This is a genomic window from Rhodococcus sp. KB6, assembly GCF_001445685.1.
Lineage (GTDB): Bacteria > Actinomycetota > Actinomycetes > Mycobacteriales > Mycobacteriaceae > Rhodococcus_F > Rhodococcus_F qingshengii.
Genome location: NZ_LNAK01000021.1, coordinates 68,216 through 82,945, shown reverse-complemented (window position 1 = coordinate 82,945; position 14,730 = coordinate 68,216). Strand labels below are relative to the sequence as shown.

The following is a 14,730-nucleotide window of genomic DNA, read 5'->3' as shown; positions in this document are numbered from 1 at the left end:
GCGGTGTCATCGGCGTACCTCGCTGCCTGCAGATAACACCGTCGCCCACATATCCCGAATCCGTGGAAGGAAGCCCAGGATGATGTCAACGGCACTACCTACTAGCTACGGATTACATGTCGTGGCACTTTCGAGAGCCTGGGATGCGGGGGCAGCGAATTGGACTCCGCAGCAAAGGGTGAACTTCGCCAACGACACGGACGTCAACTTACTTGCCTCCCAGGGCAAAGCAAACCAATCGAAGTCCGATCAAGGCCTCGACACCTGGCTTCCCCCCAACGCTGCATTCCACTGTGACTACGCCATCAGATATCTCACCGTGGCCGCGAAATATCACCTGATGATCACTGCCGCCGACGCAGACGCGGCGCGCACCGCCTGCGCACAGAAATGAGGGGAAGAAGATGAGCTCCATAGATTCTGAGGACGAAAACCTGCTGTGGAACGAAATTCTTGCAAGGAGGAGGCGAACCCGCCTCATCGGGGTAATCGCGACAATAGGTCTCACCGGGGGAGCCGCAATCTGGGGAGGCGTTGCGACCGGAGCCTGGCTCCCCATTCTTGGGTTCTTCGCAGTAATCACGGTAGGCACGGTCATGGTCAACGGCATCAGTGACGCCAGCGACAGAGGAGAACCGATTCGCCTCCTCCGTGCGTTTCTCGTCCTTGTTGCACTGGGGGTCATGGGCTACCTCCTGTTCTCCGGCCGCTTGGTCGAGATGTTGACCCTCGTCCCCGGTCCTATCGACTGAAACCAAAGGTGAAACGGGTGTCCTGCATTCGACCTTTACGGACTCTCGATGTTGTTCGGCTTCAATCTCGAAATCTCCGTCACGAAATGATCCCAACCTCTCGGAAAAAAGGAATTCAGCCATGACAAACATCGACAGCACAGACACACAGGACGGCGCGGTTTCGAACCAAGAACCCTGGCTGCACCTCGAATCCGCCCTACGGGATATCCCGGCGCCGGGCCGCTTTAAATCCCTTACCTGCAGTGAGCACGCCGCGCTCGCCGAGCGCGTGTCCATCCTTGCATTGCAACCCGACCCGTTTGACGCCCGTGGATTTGCGTACCCCGCAGGCGTACGCGGCACCCTCCAACGCGCCGCACAGATCCACGCCACACTCGCCGCCCTTCCCCCTGAAGTCCTACCCACCAAGCCTTCTGAGGCGCAGTCGTGAGCAACGAATCGAGTGTTGGCGACCGAATCGCGCCCCCCTCATCACCCGCGGTCGCTGCAACCGCGCTCAAAATGGGGCATCGCGTCCAATTCGCGGAGTCCCGGCGATGGTGGAGAGTGCGAGCCACATCCGGCGATGGCAGGTTCGCGATCCTTACCAGCCCCTTCAACCTCCGCAGGGTCCCGTACTACACGATCCTCGACACCGAGCGCGGTGTGCGCGGCCCGGACGACAGAATCTTCTGCAGCGGTTACGAAGACGACGGCGACATCGCAGATCGGATGCGCGAGCTGATCGCCGGAGACATCCATGTGAGCCGCCGGCCGTCGAAATGCCTAGAGACCCGCGTCGTCGCGGTCCTCCCACCCACCGATCGGCATACCCCGGGGCCTATTCCGCCTCCTGACACATACGAACCCGTCTTCGAAACGGGACATGACACGACAGGAGTTTCCCGCTCATGACTCAGACATACCGCCCCGCAGAAGTTTTTCCCGACCCGGTCGAACGGCGGCTCCGAGCGATGCTCGCGGCCCTGGACGATGCCCTCGCCGGGATAGCCGATGCACGCGAAGAACTCCGAGGGCTCTACACCGGCCCGAGAACGTACCCCGAAGAGCTGGAACTGTTCCTCGCCGCGGAAGCCGACAATCAGGACATCACCACCCACCTCGCCGCCGCAGCCCGCGATATCCGTGCCGCGCTCGCGATCCTTCACAGCACCACAACCACGGCCGTGTCGAACTCCTCGACGTCGCTGCATCGACATACCCACAAGGTGACAGTTGCCGCTGACGTGAGGCGAACGAACAAGGCCCACATCGAAAGGGGACACCACAGATGACTGCCACCCGACCCGACGCCACCGCGCACCAGCACGGCACCGGATCCCTCACCCCTGCAGCGGAACCGTCAACAGGTTTCAACGCCGATAACCTCACAGCCGCAGACGAACTCGCGATCGACATCGGAAGAGTCGCGATCGAAGCCAGTGAAGGTGTCCCCTACGGCTCAGAGCTCGACGAGTTCTTCCTGGCAGCAGGAAAAGCTGTCTTCTACTGGCTACAGCTCAACGGTCACCGGCGCATCACCACTGAAGAGGCGGACGAGATACGACAGGTGTCGAATTGCGCGCTGCAGTACGGCAACATCGCCAGCCGAGAAGCCGCCCACAGTCTGCTCGCACGGTTCCTGGAAACCGAACCCGCCAAGGCGCGTCCCGATATCGGTACGGCAACCGCCGACAATGTCGGCGGTTCAGATGGTTCCGCCCCTGCCGAACCTGCGGAAGAGGAGACGAATGCGAAGGCGGTAACGCGGTGCCCGATCTGCTTCGGACTGAATGGGTCTCACAACACGATTCACGAGCGCTACCCGGCCGGCGGCGGCGGAACCAACAAACCCTGCCCGAACTCCCTGCCAGCCGTTACAGAAGAAGTGAAGACGCACTGCCGGTGCGTCACGCCGGACTGGTACCACGATGGGCTGGACTCGGATATCGACGGACGCCTGTGCCGCCGGTGCCGTCTGCGGCAGAACATCCCGTACAGGGATCTCGTCAACTCGCCGGTTGCCCGTACCGCAGTGTCAGCGTTCAGTGTCGCTGCACTAGCCCTACGAAACGCCGTGGAAGTACTGGACCCTCACGAAGGTGGGGATTGGGAGCACGCGTGGCGGACGATTGCAGATCTCGAAGACTGCGCCGGCCGCTTCGACGCAAGTGAGAGAACAGAAGTGAGGGAAAGTGGTCGAGAAAATCGCTAAGCATGGACGACGCGCTACGAGTCGAGCGAAACTGGGCACGCATGTCCTCAGTCCAGTCGGCCCCGAGAATTTCAGTGAGCACTACTACGGAGTGCGAATCACCAGTACCCCACTGGGCAGGCTGCGCGGGCTTTTCAGAGAGTGGTTTCTCGTTCCACCCGACTTTCATCCAGCGATACCGGTGTGCATCTACGGACATGGCGTCGAACCTAAACGTATTGCCGCGGCGATCAACCGGTACGCCCGCGAAGCAGAGTGGGAACGTCGGCCGACGTTGAGACAGATCATCGACGGGATCGACGAACGGTGGATCAGTGGCACTATGACGAACTCGGAAACAGGGTTGGTGGTGTACGCGCGGCTCTGCCTGAGATTTGAGGAGCGGATCCGTGGCGCAGTTCCTGTCACCATCATTGCTCCGGAGCCAGAGACCATGACAGTAAGGGCAACTGGCGGAGCTCTGGTGAATCCGGGAGTTGACAATTGACGATGTCGATCACCGTGAACTGTGATGCGTGTGGAACTACTCGAGAAGTTCCGGCGAACTACTTGTCATCGTGCAGTGTCGTGAGATCCGCGATCGAGCCAGGGTGGACACATTTCGTCGACGAGGACTACTGCTCGAATTGCGCTGCAGTGAGGGCGCAGACGTGGCCTCGAGAATCCGAGGGAGGGACTCCATGAGCATCACTGAAATTCGGCCACTAGGTGCCGTTGATGGGGTGAAGGCTCCTGTGTCTCACTCGATTCATGCGATTCCCGGTAACACCACGCTCGACGAACTCACGGAATTCGCGTGGAAGGATCTCTCGACTCCCGACAAGGCGATTGGTGCATACCGTTTGGTGTCTCTCGCCGATGACCCTGATGTGTGGGAGCAACTCGGCTCCCTCACTTACGCGCGATTCGTCGACGCCGGTGCATTCGCTGCCGTGTATTCCGAAGGGCGCTGGATACCGCTCTCGTGTGGGCAATGGCTGGTGCGCACACACGACGATGACCTCATCGTTGTCTCCGACGAGGACCTCCGGCTCGGGTACGAGTTACTCGGGTGAAAGAAAAAGAGCCGTCGGAGCGCTCGCCAGGGAGGGACGTTGACCTGGCCTTTTGTGCGTCGATTGCTTGCAGGCACCTGAGCTGTCCAGGTCCGTCTCTACTGTCCGGATCGCACTGAAAGTCCCCGCGGTCATCGAGACAGTTGTTCCCCTCGGCCGCACCAACATCCGGCAAAGGAAGACATCATGGACATCGCATCACTCATCGTCGGCGTCGCAGTAGCCGGCGCATCGGCAGCGCAGGGAGCTGGCGTAGAGCCAGTCATCACCGACACCATCACCTCGGTAGTCGAGGAACAGGCACCGGCTGCAGCCCAGTTCATTCCAGATCCGCAGCCGTACCTGGACCAGGCAACAACTGCCCTGACGCAGCTGCAGGAGCAGATTCCTCCTGCGTGGCAGTCCGGGGCGGAAAGTGCGCTACCCCCGGAACTGAAAGACGCTGCGGCGCAGATACAAGAGATCCTCCCGCCGCAGGCACAGGCTCTGATCCCCGACGTCGCCCTTCCTGCTCCAGGACCGGACTCGGTTCCGTCGGCCGTGGCGGCGCCAAACGGATCCGCTGTCGAAGACGCATCGGCGAATGACACGACACCTGCCGGCGGGCCTGCGCTTCTGCCCTCCGTGTTCAGCGCACAACCATCTAACGCTGCCGGGATACCCTCGCTCACAGGCCTGTTCGCACCGTCGGCGGTGCCGGATCTGAAGTTCGATCCCAACCTGCCTCGCAATGTCGAGTTCGCTCGCGCTGTCATCGAAGCTGCGATGCGGGCACTCGGACTTCCCTACCAGTGGGGCGGCGGTTTGTTGACCGGTCCGTCGATGGGCGATGGAACGGGCGGCCCGATCGCCGGGTACGACTGCTCCGGACTGAGCCGCTTCGCGTACTTCATCGGGAGCGGCGGAACCAAGGTGCTGCCTCGGACGTCGCAGGAGCAGTTCCGCGCCGGACACCAGATTCCGATGAGCCAGGCACAGCCGGGTGACCTGCTGTTCGGGAATTGGCAGGCTGACGGCGCCAATCATGTCGCGATCTATCTCGGCGAGGGCAAGATGATCGAGGCACCTCAGACCGGTCAATTGGTGCAGATCAGCGCAGTCCGTTCGGACATGATCCCGGCCAGGTTCCTCTGATGACGGACCTATTTTCCACTGTGAGTAACTGCGGGGCCGAGCGGCCAGGTCGCAGTGTTTCGACGCTGAGTGGTGTCGGGGCCGCAGCCCTGATCCCGGCGGCGCTGACGACGCTATTGATTCAGTGGGGGCCTGCAGCGGCGTCTGCGCTCACTCACAGTGGGAGGGGATGACAGTGACGGACGGCGCACCCGACAGCACAGTCGCAGGCCATTACGATTTGCGTAACGACAGCGGAGAACCTCAACAGAGCACCGCTGAGATTGATGCGAGCACAACCTCGAGTGAAGGAGATACCACTGCCATGACCGCGACAACGCCGTCAAGCCACAAGAAAGCGCTGGAGACAGCACGCAAGGCCGCAGAATCGCTGGCGCAGGAGGCGATTGCAACGAGAGTCGCTCTCGTCGGTGCGATCGGCGAGGCGGAAGCTGAGCTTGCTGCCATCGACGCGGCACGGGTTGAGGCAGAGGACACGATCCGCGTCGCCCATGAACGCGCCATCGCGGGCGGGTGGACCGTCAAGGAACTCGCCGCTATGGGATACAGCGCACCGAAAAAGAAGAAGGCCGCAGCGTCGAGTAAGCGATCCTCGACGGCGCCGGCAGAAAACACGGCCGCCGCGAATGCACCCCAGACGTCCGAACAGAATTCCGCGCACGACAGCTCGGCCTAAAACCGCAGACCACGTGCACCCCGGTCCGTCTACATCGGGACTCGACGCTGCGCCGCAAGAGCAGAGGAAACAGTCTGCCGGCGCCCCCCTTTCTGATCGATTTGTCGTAGCCCTCGGCTAATCTCGAATGTGCGACGAGCAACAGGTCGCCACACCGACCTAGACCGCAGCACCATCGGCGGTCCTGATCTTGTGAGGGAAGATTCCCCACGAGATTGGTCGAGGTGGCGACCTGCTGCTGTTTTGTCTCCGTAGTGAGAGGGCAACGCCGAGTTGCAAAGTGGGGTCGCGGACGGCTGCACATGTGTGGAAGATTTGGCGGGTCAACACGAACCCGCCAAATCTTTTAGGAGCTAATTCTCATGGTTACAGTTCAGGGTCCGACTTTTTGGGCTGACCGAGCTTTGTCGCGCGTCGACGAATCGGAGCACGTGATGGGAACGGACATGGAGCGCGCGAAAGTTATTGCGATGCAAGCACTGGTTTATGCGACGCTAGCGACCTCCACTGTCGAGGTCCAGGTGTGTGACTGAATTGGTGAGGGAATAGTGGTGCTTCCCTCGCGAAGGTGAAAACTGTTTGCGCGCAGTTCAATAACGCCGAAAGCGTAGCTCTTTTCGAGAGTATGTGGTTTCGAGGTCAGACGAATTCGCGGATGCGGGGGAGGACTCGGGCGAGTTCTTCGAAGAGTGCCGGCCATCCGCGTCTGAGTCTGGTGATGCGGCCGCGTTCGAGGAACGCTCCGTCGAGGATGTGTGAGACCCGTAGGTGCTGCTCGGGGGTGCCGAGGCGGCGGAGCTTGTCGTAGACGGGGTTGACGGGAAGGTCGTGCGCGGCGATGTGTGTCCAGATGTCTTCGCTGCTCCAGTTCCAGACCGGCCCGAAAACGTGTGTGCCGTCGGCTCGGTCGAGAGCACCGCCATGTGTTTGGCGCTGCTGCGCTGCTGTGGTGCAGCAGTCGGTGCATTCTTCGGTGACTCGGCTGCTGAGAGCGTTGTAGTACATCGACCAGCGTCCGGTTCCTTTCGCTGATTCGTCAGCACGTACACCCCAGATCTCTCCGGGTCCGTGAGTCTGATGTGCCGCGCGTGAGGGTGCTCCGATGAGAATGTCGCGGAGCGCTCGCGTTGTTGCTCGTGTGGGCAGGTGGTGATCCCATTCGCCGGAGTCCGCGAGGACGGTCAGAAGGGGCGGGTCGGCTCGGTGTACTTCGAGATTGAGGTTCCATGCGTCGGCGAGGTCGGCGATGTACTCGTAGGTCTGTGGGTATTCGAGCCCTGAATCGAAGAAGACGACAGGGATGTTCGGCTCGACCGCTGTGGTCAGGTGCAGGGCGACGAGTGAATCTTTGCCGCCGGAGAAGGCGAGATATCCGTCGTGGTTGTCGAGGTGTTCCTCGATGCGCTCTTTGATCGCGGCCAGGTTGGGACGTGGGCGCCGCAGTGCGCGCAGTGTGGTCAGATCTAGTCCGTCCGCGCGAGGGGTGCCACTCATATCTATGCCGCTTCCTGGGTGCTCGATGGGTATTTCTGGCGTTGTTGTCACACGCGGCCCTTGGGGCGGATCTTCCTGTGTATGTAAGGCCTCGAAGCCGATCCAATTCGGGGCACCTGCACAGGAGGAGGAGCGTGATGAAAGAAAAACTACAGGAGGTGACCTCGTGCGTAGAGGTCGTAGAGGCGGCGTTCGCATCGACGAGTGCATCGACGAATCGTTCATCTGAGAAGGGTTCTGTGCAGCTGGGGCGGTGTGCGCGCTGCGCGAAGGCCGACACACCGATCGAGCCCGCGCGTTCGGCGATCTCGCGAACTTTCACCGCATTCGACTCGTGGAAGGCTCCGACCGAGAAGGGGCTCTGCGCACCGTGCCGTTGGGCGTATCAGACCTCGGAGCTGCGAACCCGAATGCATCTGATCACCAACGCGCCGGCGATGACCGAACTGACGCAGCCGCGCCTCGCCCGGACCTTGTCGGCCCCGTTGACGTCGGAGATCGCGCTGGTGGTGCCGTTGCGTCGCCCGGCCCGCAAACACATCCTGGCGCACGCCCGGTGGGGTGCCGTTGCCGTCGAAGACACCTGCTTGCCGTGGTCGGATCGCGATGTCGCAGCAGCTGCCGCGATGCGCCGGCTGCGCTCTCATGGCTTCGGTGAACGCATGCTCGGCGAGAGTGCAGCCCCGTATGCAGTGCTTCGCACAGTGCCGGCGCGTCGGTGGCCGGCGATCTTCGAGGACTGGGATCACCTGTCCCCGTACCGCCGCGTCGACCGATGGTGGGCGTTGGCGCTGTTGGCCACGAAACCGTCTCGTAGTAAGGCGCACGCATGACGACGCCGACAGACCGCTGGCTCGCTGCCGCCCCCGCAGGCCTCCCACAACTGCAGGGTGCGGAGAGTGTGGCCGAGCGGCTGCTGTTGCTGTTGCACTACGGCGTGGACTGGGATTCGTGGGTGGGCCGACGCCGGGCGACGTACTGGACGCAGCATTTGCCGAACCGAGTCCGCGTCGCGACGTATGTCGGAGGAGCCGACCTCGATCGTTGGTGGTCAGTGGTCTCACGCTCGCTCGAATCCGAGCCGCGAACTACCGATGAGCGGCTGGAGTTGGCAGCTCTTCTGCGGGCCGACTCGGAGCCGGTTTTGACGCTGCTGCGGGAGCGTCCCACGGCGTATGTCCTGCGCACCCGCATCGTGGCCGAATCAGTTGCCGCTGCCCGCGCCGCGAGGAAGGTCAGCTGATGCGTTCGACCGTGAGATGGGATGTCGAACTGACTGCCCTGTCGTCGATCTCGCAGAAGGGCGAGGAGTCGGAAACGACGACGACACTGTTTCGCCGCGAACCGATCCTGCAGCCCGACGGGAGGAAAGTGCTGGTACCGGTCGTGTCGGGGAACTCGCTGCGGGGAGCATTGCGACGCACCGCCGAGGAGTTGTTCCGCGATGTGATCGGTTACGAAGGACAGATACCTCTCTCCGCGGCGCACGCACTGCGCAACGGCGGCAACCTGAGCAAAGTCGCCGGCGACTCACTGACCGGCCGCCGGCGTCAGCGCCTGCGCGAGTTGGTCCCGCCGATCAGTCTATTCGGAGGCAACGGAGGCGGTGCGCCGCCGATCGACGGATGCCTGAAAGTCGGCAAAGTCGTTCCCCGAGTGAAGGAAACAGAATCGATCATGAGCAGGCCCTACCCGGGAGTGCTGATGTCGCAATTCGAGCTCATGTCCCTGGAAAGTTACAGCCGCTTCGACGACGCCGGCACCAAGTCCTTCCCTGCGCCCTTCGATGCCGACGCCGTGCCCGGTTCGGGAACTTCGGCGCATCAGACGTCGATGTTGATGCGCTTCGAGGTCGAGACGCTGCCCGCAGGAACACATTTCGAGACATTCCTGAGGCTGGACCGGGCAACCGACCGCGACATCGCCTTCTTCAGTGACGTGTGGGAACGATTCTCGCGAGACGGCTTCCTGGGTGGGCGTAGCGCGATCGGGCACGGCAGAGTCCGCGCAGAGTCGGAGCTGACCGTGTTGACCGGCCCGGGACCGCAGGTGGCGGACTGGCGAGCGGAACTGGAACCGCTACGAGAAGACGTGATCGAGGCACTGGGGTGGCTGACGTGAACGCAGGCACTGCCTTCGCTCCCTTCCTGGTCAGGGCCCATCTCTCGTCCGGGTTGGCACATGCGAGCCCCTGGGGGATCGCGTTGGACGGCATCCTCGCTGCGGAGCTGTGGGCCGACCACAAAGCAGGCGCCCTCGACCGCGGCGAATACGTGCCGGCGCTCTCGCCGGAGAAGGCCCCGCCGGATCTCGAATTGCCTCTTGCGCGTTGCACTCTGGCGGGTGCGGACTGGCATTGGTGCGCGACGTGTTCGTTCCCCGAAGACCCGGCCGGAGATCCGGTGGTGCGGCACTGGGCGAGCAGAACTGATCACCGAGGGCTCGAGGAACTCGCGTCGAGCGTGCCGGCAGTGATCTCGGATCGGCAGGGCCGCTACCGGGCGAGGTACATGCCGTTGATGATCACCAACTCTCGCACTGTCACCTGGCGCGGCGTGGGTGACCTGACGGCCGTCGCGGCAATATTGTCCGGTCTCGATGTGATCGGGAAGAAGCGCGCACACGGTGAGGGTCGCGTTCTGCGGTGGGAGTTCGAGAACCGTGCAGGTGAGGATCCCTGGAAGTACTCGCATGAGCACGCCGACGGCACGCTGGGACGCACGACACCGGCCCCATGTGTGGCCTCGCGAGATGCGCCGGTCACATCGGGGTTCGGGCTGGCAGGTGTTCGTCCGCCCTACATGCACCGGACGCGCATGCGCGAACTTCACCTTCCCCGGTAACTGTTCGACTGCGGGATTGGTGGGCCTGTTACTCGATGCGGGTACCAGGTCGTATGCGTCGAATTTTGCCACTCGACGGGCGAGGGCTCGGTCGGCTGGTCTGGTGGGGGTGGTGCGACGAGTGTGAGGACCTGTTTGGGAGCAGCACCGCGGTCTGAGAAGGGGTGCCGGACGTCCTCGGGGATCGGTTCGTTGCTGAGGATGGCAGACACGTAGGCGGGGAGTTCAGCGCGGTCGAAGATCCTGATTCGCTGTTCCGCGAAAAGCTCGTCGGAAGATTCGCGCCGAGATATGGCAATCTTCTGCGCGTCCTTCCATTCTTCGGGCAACCCCGGTCTCTCTACCCGCTTCCAGTCGTCGAGGTAGTGGCGGTAGTTCCGCGTGAACCAGTCCTGGCTTTGTGCAAGGGCTTTCATTGTCGCGGAGTTGACGAGCAATGAATATGCCGCGCTGGTCGAATCGAACGTGCCAAGCGAGTTGCTGTTGTCATCTTGCATAACTGTCCACTGAGCAAATTGCATGAACGTCAGCGGGGAAGGCCTCAGCGGGGAAGGCCCTGGTGGCGGTGGCACGGCGTGTGTGGCGACACGGTCGTTTGCCAGGCACGACCAGGGGAGCGTGTACTCACGGATCGCGGCTAGGGGGACATCATCGATTAGACCCTTGGTACGTGGGAACCGCTTGAGAAATACATCTGCGCTGACAGCAGTGATTCGGTCACCGGAGGGACCGAGGCAGCATCTGTGATCGCTGTACCGGACGCCGCGAGTCGCAGGGTTGTAGAGAGCGCATACAGGCTTCGCGCGCCGTGGTTGCGGGTGTGTAAAGGTCGAGTAGGTCGATCTGCTGCATGCCGGAAGATCGAATTGTGTGCTTCATCTTGTATTTTCCAGCCGGGTGCGCCGGGTGCGCCGGGTGCGCCGGAGGCGTTTGAAGCTTCTTGGCCTGGATGACAAGGTGAAACCATTTACTCGACCCGTCCGAGATCCACCATTCCCAGTCCGCACCGTAGCGGGATTCCTCTCTGCGGTTGAAGGCTCCGACGTGGAGTTCGGGAATGGTTTTCGTGAGGTTCAGCAAGATCCGCTCGGTGGTTCCTTCTTCACCTTGGCGGATGTTGTGAAGTTCTCCGTCCCTGAAGTTTCGGCCGGCGCTTTGTGCGTTCCTGAACAACGCTGTTGCGAGCCGCGTCATGACTGGGCCAGGCGTGGAAGAAGTTGGAGTTGGCACGTGTATCCCGTCGGTTGGTTGGGCCGCCGGACAAGGGTTGCCGGCGTCAGAGGATCGCATGTCTGGGAGCGAACGCTTAGAAATCTACCGGTCGTTTTGCAGTACATAGAAGTGCACTGATCTGGTAGGACGCGCGCTTCGCGTCCACGATGTGAAAGTCGAAAAGGGCGGTCGGCCTTCCGCTCCGGTTCACGCAGTTCCAGGTCCCTCGCTACCGTTCGCCCGTCAATCCGAGAGGTCGATGTGTAGAGGAGATGTGGTTTCGATGACCATCACCGAGATTCACCCGGGCGATATCGCTGGGAATGTCGATTGGCAGGAGCGGGCAGTGTGCCAACGTACTGATTCCGAAGCATTCTTTCCTGAACCCGGATAAGCTGTCCGGTCGGCGATACGGGCCTGCGCAGGATGGCGAGGTTCGTGTCGACTGCTTGGCATTCGCATTGGCGAACGAGCTTCGGTCTCGCAGAGCCCGCACATCTCGAACAGATCGTTCACGAGTCTGAGAGATTGGCCGGTTTCGATGCCGTGTTCGTCCCCGGAGGACATGCTCCACTCGTCAACCTACCGCACCGGGACGCTTTCAATGACGATGAACTCAACGTCGACTTCGGGGCACTCCTGGCTTACTTCCACGCCCGAAACCGTCCCACCGGACTGATCTGTCACGCGCCCGCGGCACTCGCAGCGGCTCCGAAGATCGACGGTTGGTGGATCTATGTCGGTTGCCGGATGACGTGCTTCAAGACAGTGGTCGACACCATGTTCTCGGCGATTCCCGCTGGCCCGGTGCTTTCACGGCCACTTGAGGATGGATCCGACACAACTGCTGCGTTCGTGTGGAGAGGAAGTCGAGCAAACTGCACTGCCGATGGGGAGCAAGGTGGTCGAGGACCGAGAATTGATGACGGCCAGGACCCTTACTCAGCCAAAGTTCTGGGCACCGCATTCGTAGAAAGTTCGCATTCACGGCTGTAGGGACGGAGAACCATGTCGGCGTATCGACCTGAGGACTGGGCAGACACCTCTTTGCCACGGTAGCCGGAGCTGTCCTGACAGGTCTATTGTTTTACTGCCCTTTCCCCTTGGGGCCTCGCCGCATTTTGGAAAGCCCCCGAGCGCGGGGGTCGTGCCCGCGAGGCACTGTTCAAATTGGTTGCGGTCCTCGTGATCGGAGTGCTTACGTTGGTGCCGAATCAAGGCGGCACTGTTCTTGGTGTTGAGCTCGTCGCTGTATCCATCGTAAGGGGGTCGCGTAGGGGGGGCACGACTACAGAGCCAGGCGATCCGCGAGATTCCGAATGATCAACGCCTGCAATGGCCGATGTGCATCCTCGTCCTGGATCTCGCGACTCGTGCGAGCAGCGTTGGCTCGTAGCCGCCGTCGTGACATACCTCGTCTGGTCCTGAGCAAAAGCGTGGCAATTGATCGCGTCCGCTCCCCGCGTTTCGTGACCGGCATGGAAAGCGTGACCTGCCTGAAAAGACAGTGCCAACAACAAGCAAGTGCGGTGGCGATAACGTATTCGGACGTAGCTTCCGGATCGCTTCGTCGGTATCCCACACGTGCTGGGGCATCGCTTCGGCCGGCAAAGGTCCTGCCCACCGGTGCGGCACGCGGCTGTCGACCCGAAGGAGGCCCCGTACGACCTGGCTGTTCGCGTCGGCTCCGTCGGCGGCGGTGGCCGAGGCCGGCTGGAGCTGACGCGGACGACTTCGGGTCGTGTCTGGGGTTGGTCGACGGTTTGCCGTCGCTTTAATCTGCGGTTGACCGCTAACGGTGACCTGGAACGTTCGCCGCTGGGCGTGGGGGAGCGACAAAGTAGACCGCGATGGCTCGCACTCGCCAGGTAGCGTGCCCGAGCCCTCGATCCAACCACTCGGCTAGGACCTGCGTAGGTTCGGGCGTGCACGAGGTCGCCTTCCGCTCTCTTTTGAATCTTGTTCCACGCTGTACTTTTCCTGGCAACGGGAGGGGCTTGAGGAAGTTGCCCGAAGTGCCGCAATCCTTTTGTGCCAACTGTCTTTTCGCCTGCTGCGCTCGCTGCGCAAGTGGGCTCGGTGGTCGGTCTTTTCGATTCGGGCCCGTGACTTCGGATCGTTGAGCATGGCCGCATCTGTCGTGTGCTTGGTAGCTGATAGCGGGTGTGGACTTCGGCCCGCCTCAACGGCATCAACGTCGGCGGCTACCTTCGGTGGCCCCGATAGGCCGGGTGGTGATCGCTGGGCAGCATGTCGCGTGCCGCTCCGGTGTTGAGAGACGGATAGATCCGTTCAATGCAGGGCTCGTGGCGACCGAAACACCCCATCACCTCACTAAATATGATCTACTTCACAAACTGTTGGGCAATACGCTACTTTAGTTCAACAAATATACGAAGTATCGATTTTGTAGACCGCCGATTTCGGCGAATCGAGAGGCGCACTGATGGGCAAGCAACGGGCAACGGACTACGACGTACTGATCGTCGGATCCGGGTTCGGCGGAAGCGTGAGCGCGCTTCGTCTCGTGGAGAAGGGCTACAAGGTCGGCGTCATCGAAGCCGGCCGACGGTATGCCGACGAAGATTTCGCGAAGACCAGTTGGGATCTCAAGAAGTTCCTCTGGGCTCCGAAGCTGGGGTGCTTCGGCATTCAGCGCGTGCACCTGTTGCGCGACTGCCTCATTCTCGCGGGCGCAGGCGTCGGCGGCGGGTCGTTGAACTACGCCAACACGCTGTACCAGCCGCCGGAGCCGTTCTTCCAGGACAAGCAGTGGGCGCACATCACCGACTGGCGAAGCGAGCTCACCCCGTACTACGAGCAGGCTCAGAAGATGCTCGGCGTCGTGCAGAATCCGCACATGACGCCCGCTGACGAGATCATGAAGTCGGTCGCCGACGACATGGGCGTCGGCGACACGTTCATCCAGACCCCTGTCGGCGTCTACTTCGGTGAGCCGGGCAAGAAAGCGAAGGACCCGTACTTCGGCGGCGTCGGACCCGAGCGCACCGGTTGCATCGAGTGTGGCGAGTGCATGACGGGCTGCCGTCACGGAGCGAAGAACACGCTCCTCAAGAACTATCTGGGCCTTGCCGAGACGGCCGGCGCCGAGATCATTCCGATGACCACCGTGTCCGGGCTTCGTGAGGCTCGCGACGGTTCGTGGGACGTGTTCACCGAGCGAACCGGTGCATTCGGACGAAAGAACCGCCGCACCTACACGGCTGCGAACGTCATTCTCGCGGCCGGAACGTGGGGCACTCAGCATCTGCTCTTCGACATGAAGGACACCGGAGCGCTGCCCAAGCTCTCCGACAAGCTCGGCGAGCTGACTCGAACGAACTCCGAATCCATTGTCGGTGCAGGC

The 14,730-nt window shown here is 61.8% G+C and carries 15 protein-coding genes; 14 read left to right on the top strand and 1 reads right to left on the bottom strand.

Annotation, left to right across the window (positions count from 1 at the left end):
- Nucleotides 1-121 precede the first annotated feature (121 nt).
- The 9 genes from ASU23_RS04355 to ASU23_RS04310 all read left to right on the top strand — a co-directional run bounded on the left by ASU23_RS04355 (nucleotide 122) and on the right by ASU23_RS04310 (nucleotide 5,814).
- Nucleotides 122-394 carry a DUF1524 domain-containing protein gene (locus ASU23_RS04355; RefSeq protein ID WP_253741198.1) on the top strand — a complete coding sequence of 91 codons (273 nt, stop codon included), beginning with the start codon at nucleotides 122-124 and terminating at the stop codon, nucleotides 392-394.
- 10 nt (nucleotides 395-404) lie between these two features.
- A complete protein-coding gene (locus ASU23_RS04350; protein WP_058037387.1) occupies nucleotides 405-752 on the top strand; it encodes a hypothetical protein in 348 nt (115 codons plus the stop codon).
- A 121-nt stretch (nucleotides 753-873) separates the two neighbouring features.
- Nucleotides 874-1,185 (top strand): hypothetical protein, encoded by a 312-nt coding sequence (locus ASU23_RS04345; protein WP_058037386.1) that lies wholly within the window; start codon nucleotides 874-876, stop codon nucleotides 1,183-1,185.
- 116 nt (nucleotides 1,186-1,301) lie between these two features.
- Entirely contained in the window at nucleotides 1,302-1,649 is a 348-nt protein-coding gene (locus ASU23_RS33205; RefSeq protein WP_179154711.1) for a hypothetical protein, read from the top strand.
- Nucleotides 1,646-2,029: a hypothetical protein gene (locus tag ASU23_RS04335; RefSeq protein ID WP_058037384.1), complete on the top strand. Its 384-nt coding sequence runs from the start codon at nucleotides 1,646-1,648 to the stop codon at nucleotides 2,027-2,029. Before ASU23_RS33205 ends, ASU23_RS04335 begins: the two co-directional genes overlap by 4 nt.
- Nucleotides 2,026-2,949, top strand: a complete 924-nt coding sequence (locus ASU23_RS04330) for a hypothetical protein (protein WP_058037383.1) — start codon at nucleotides 2,026-2,028, stop codon at nucleotides 2,947-2,949. Before ASU23_RS04335 ends, ASU23_RS04330 begins: the two co-directional genes overlap by 4 nt.
- Nucleotides 2,950-3,629: 680 nt before the next feature.
- A complete protein-coding gene (locus ASU23_RS04320) occupies nucleotides 3,630-4,004 on the top strand; it encodes a hypothetical protein (protein WP_058037381.1) in 375 nt (124 codons plus the stop codon).
- 186 nt (nucleotides 4,005-4,190) lie between these two features.
- The gene (locus ASU23_RS04315; RefSeq protein ID WP_058037380.1) at nucleotides 4,191-5,138 is read left to right on the top strand and encodes a C40 family peptidase; all 948 of its coding nucleotides are present in this window, start codon (nucleotides 4,191-4,193) and stop codon (nucleotides 5,136-5,138) included.
- A gap of 304 nt (nucleotides 5,139-5,442) precedes the next feature.
- Nucleotides 5,443-5,814 (top strand): hypothetical protein, encoded by a 372-nt coding sequence (locus tag ASU23_RS04310; RefSeq protein WP_253741196.1) that lies wholly within the window; start codon nucleotides 5,443-5,445, stop codon nucleotides 5,812-5,814.
- A 639-nt stretch (nucleotides 5,815-6,453) separates the two neighbouring features.
- On the opposite strand, the gene ASU23_RS04305 is transcribed toward ASU23_RS04310, so the two are convergent.
- Entirely contained in the window at nucleotides 6,454-7,308 is an 855-nt protein-coding gene (locus tag ASU23_RS04305) for a phosphoadenosine phosphosulfate reductase family protein (RefSeq protein ID WP_058037379.1), read from the bottom strand.
- Between the two features lie 239 nt (nucleotides 7,309-7,547).
- On the opposite strand from ASU23_RS04305, the gene ASU23_RS04300 reads away from it, so the two are divergent.
- The 5 genes from ASU23_RS04300 to ASU23_RS04265 all read left to right on the top strand — a co-directional run.
- Nucleotides 7,548-8,141, top strand: coding sequence for a hypothetical protein (locus tag ASU23_RS04300; protein ID WP_253741194.1), 594 nt, complete (start codon nucleotides 7,548-7,550; stop codon nucleotides 8,139-8,141).
- On the top strand, nucleotides 8,138-8,551 hold the full coding sequence (locus ASU23_RS04295) for a hypothetical protein (protein ID WP_058037377.1): 414 nt from the start codon (nucleotides 8,138-8,140) through the stop codon (nucleotides 8,549-8,551). The genes ASU23_RS04300 and ASU23_RS04295 overlap by 4 nt, the downstream gene beginning before the upstream one ends.
- The gene (locus ASU23_RS04290) at nucleotides 8,551-9,429 is read left to right on the top strand and encodes an RAMP superfamily CRISPR-associated protein (RefSeq protein WP_058037376.1); all 879 of its coding nucleotides are present in this window, start codon (nucleotides 8,551-8,553) and stop codon (nucleotides 9,427-9,429) included. Before ASU23_RS04295 ends, ASU23_RS04290 begins: the two co-directional genes overlap by 1 nt.
- A complete protein-coding gene (locus ASU23_RS04285) occupies nucleotides 9,417-10,151 on the top strand; it encodes a hypothetical protein (RefSeq protein ID WP_058037375.1) in 735 nt (244 codons plus the stop codon). Before ASU23_RS04290 ends, ASU23_RS04285 begins: the two co-directional genes overlap by 13 nt.
- A 3,658-nt stretch (nucleotides 10,152-13,809) precedes the next feature.
- A partial coding sequence (locus tag ASU23_RS04265; protein WP_156423097.1) for a GMC family oxidoreductase N-terminal domain-containing protein occupies nucleotides 13,810-14,730 on the top strand: 921 nt, incomplete at its 3' end.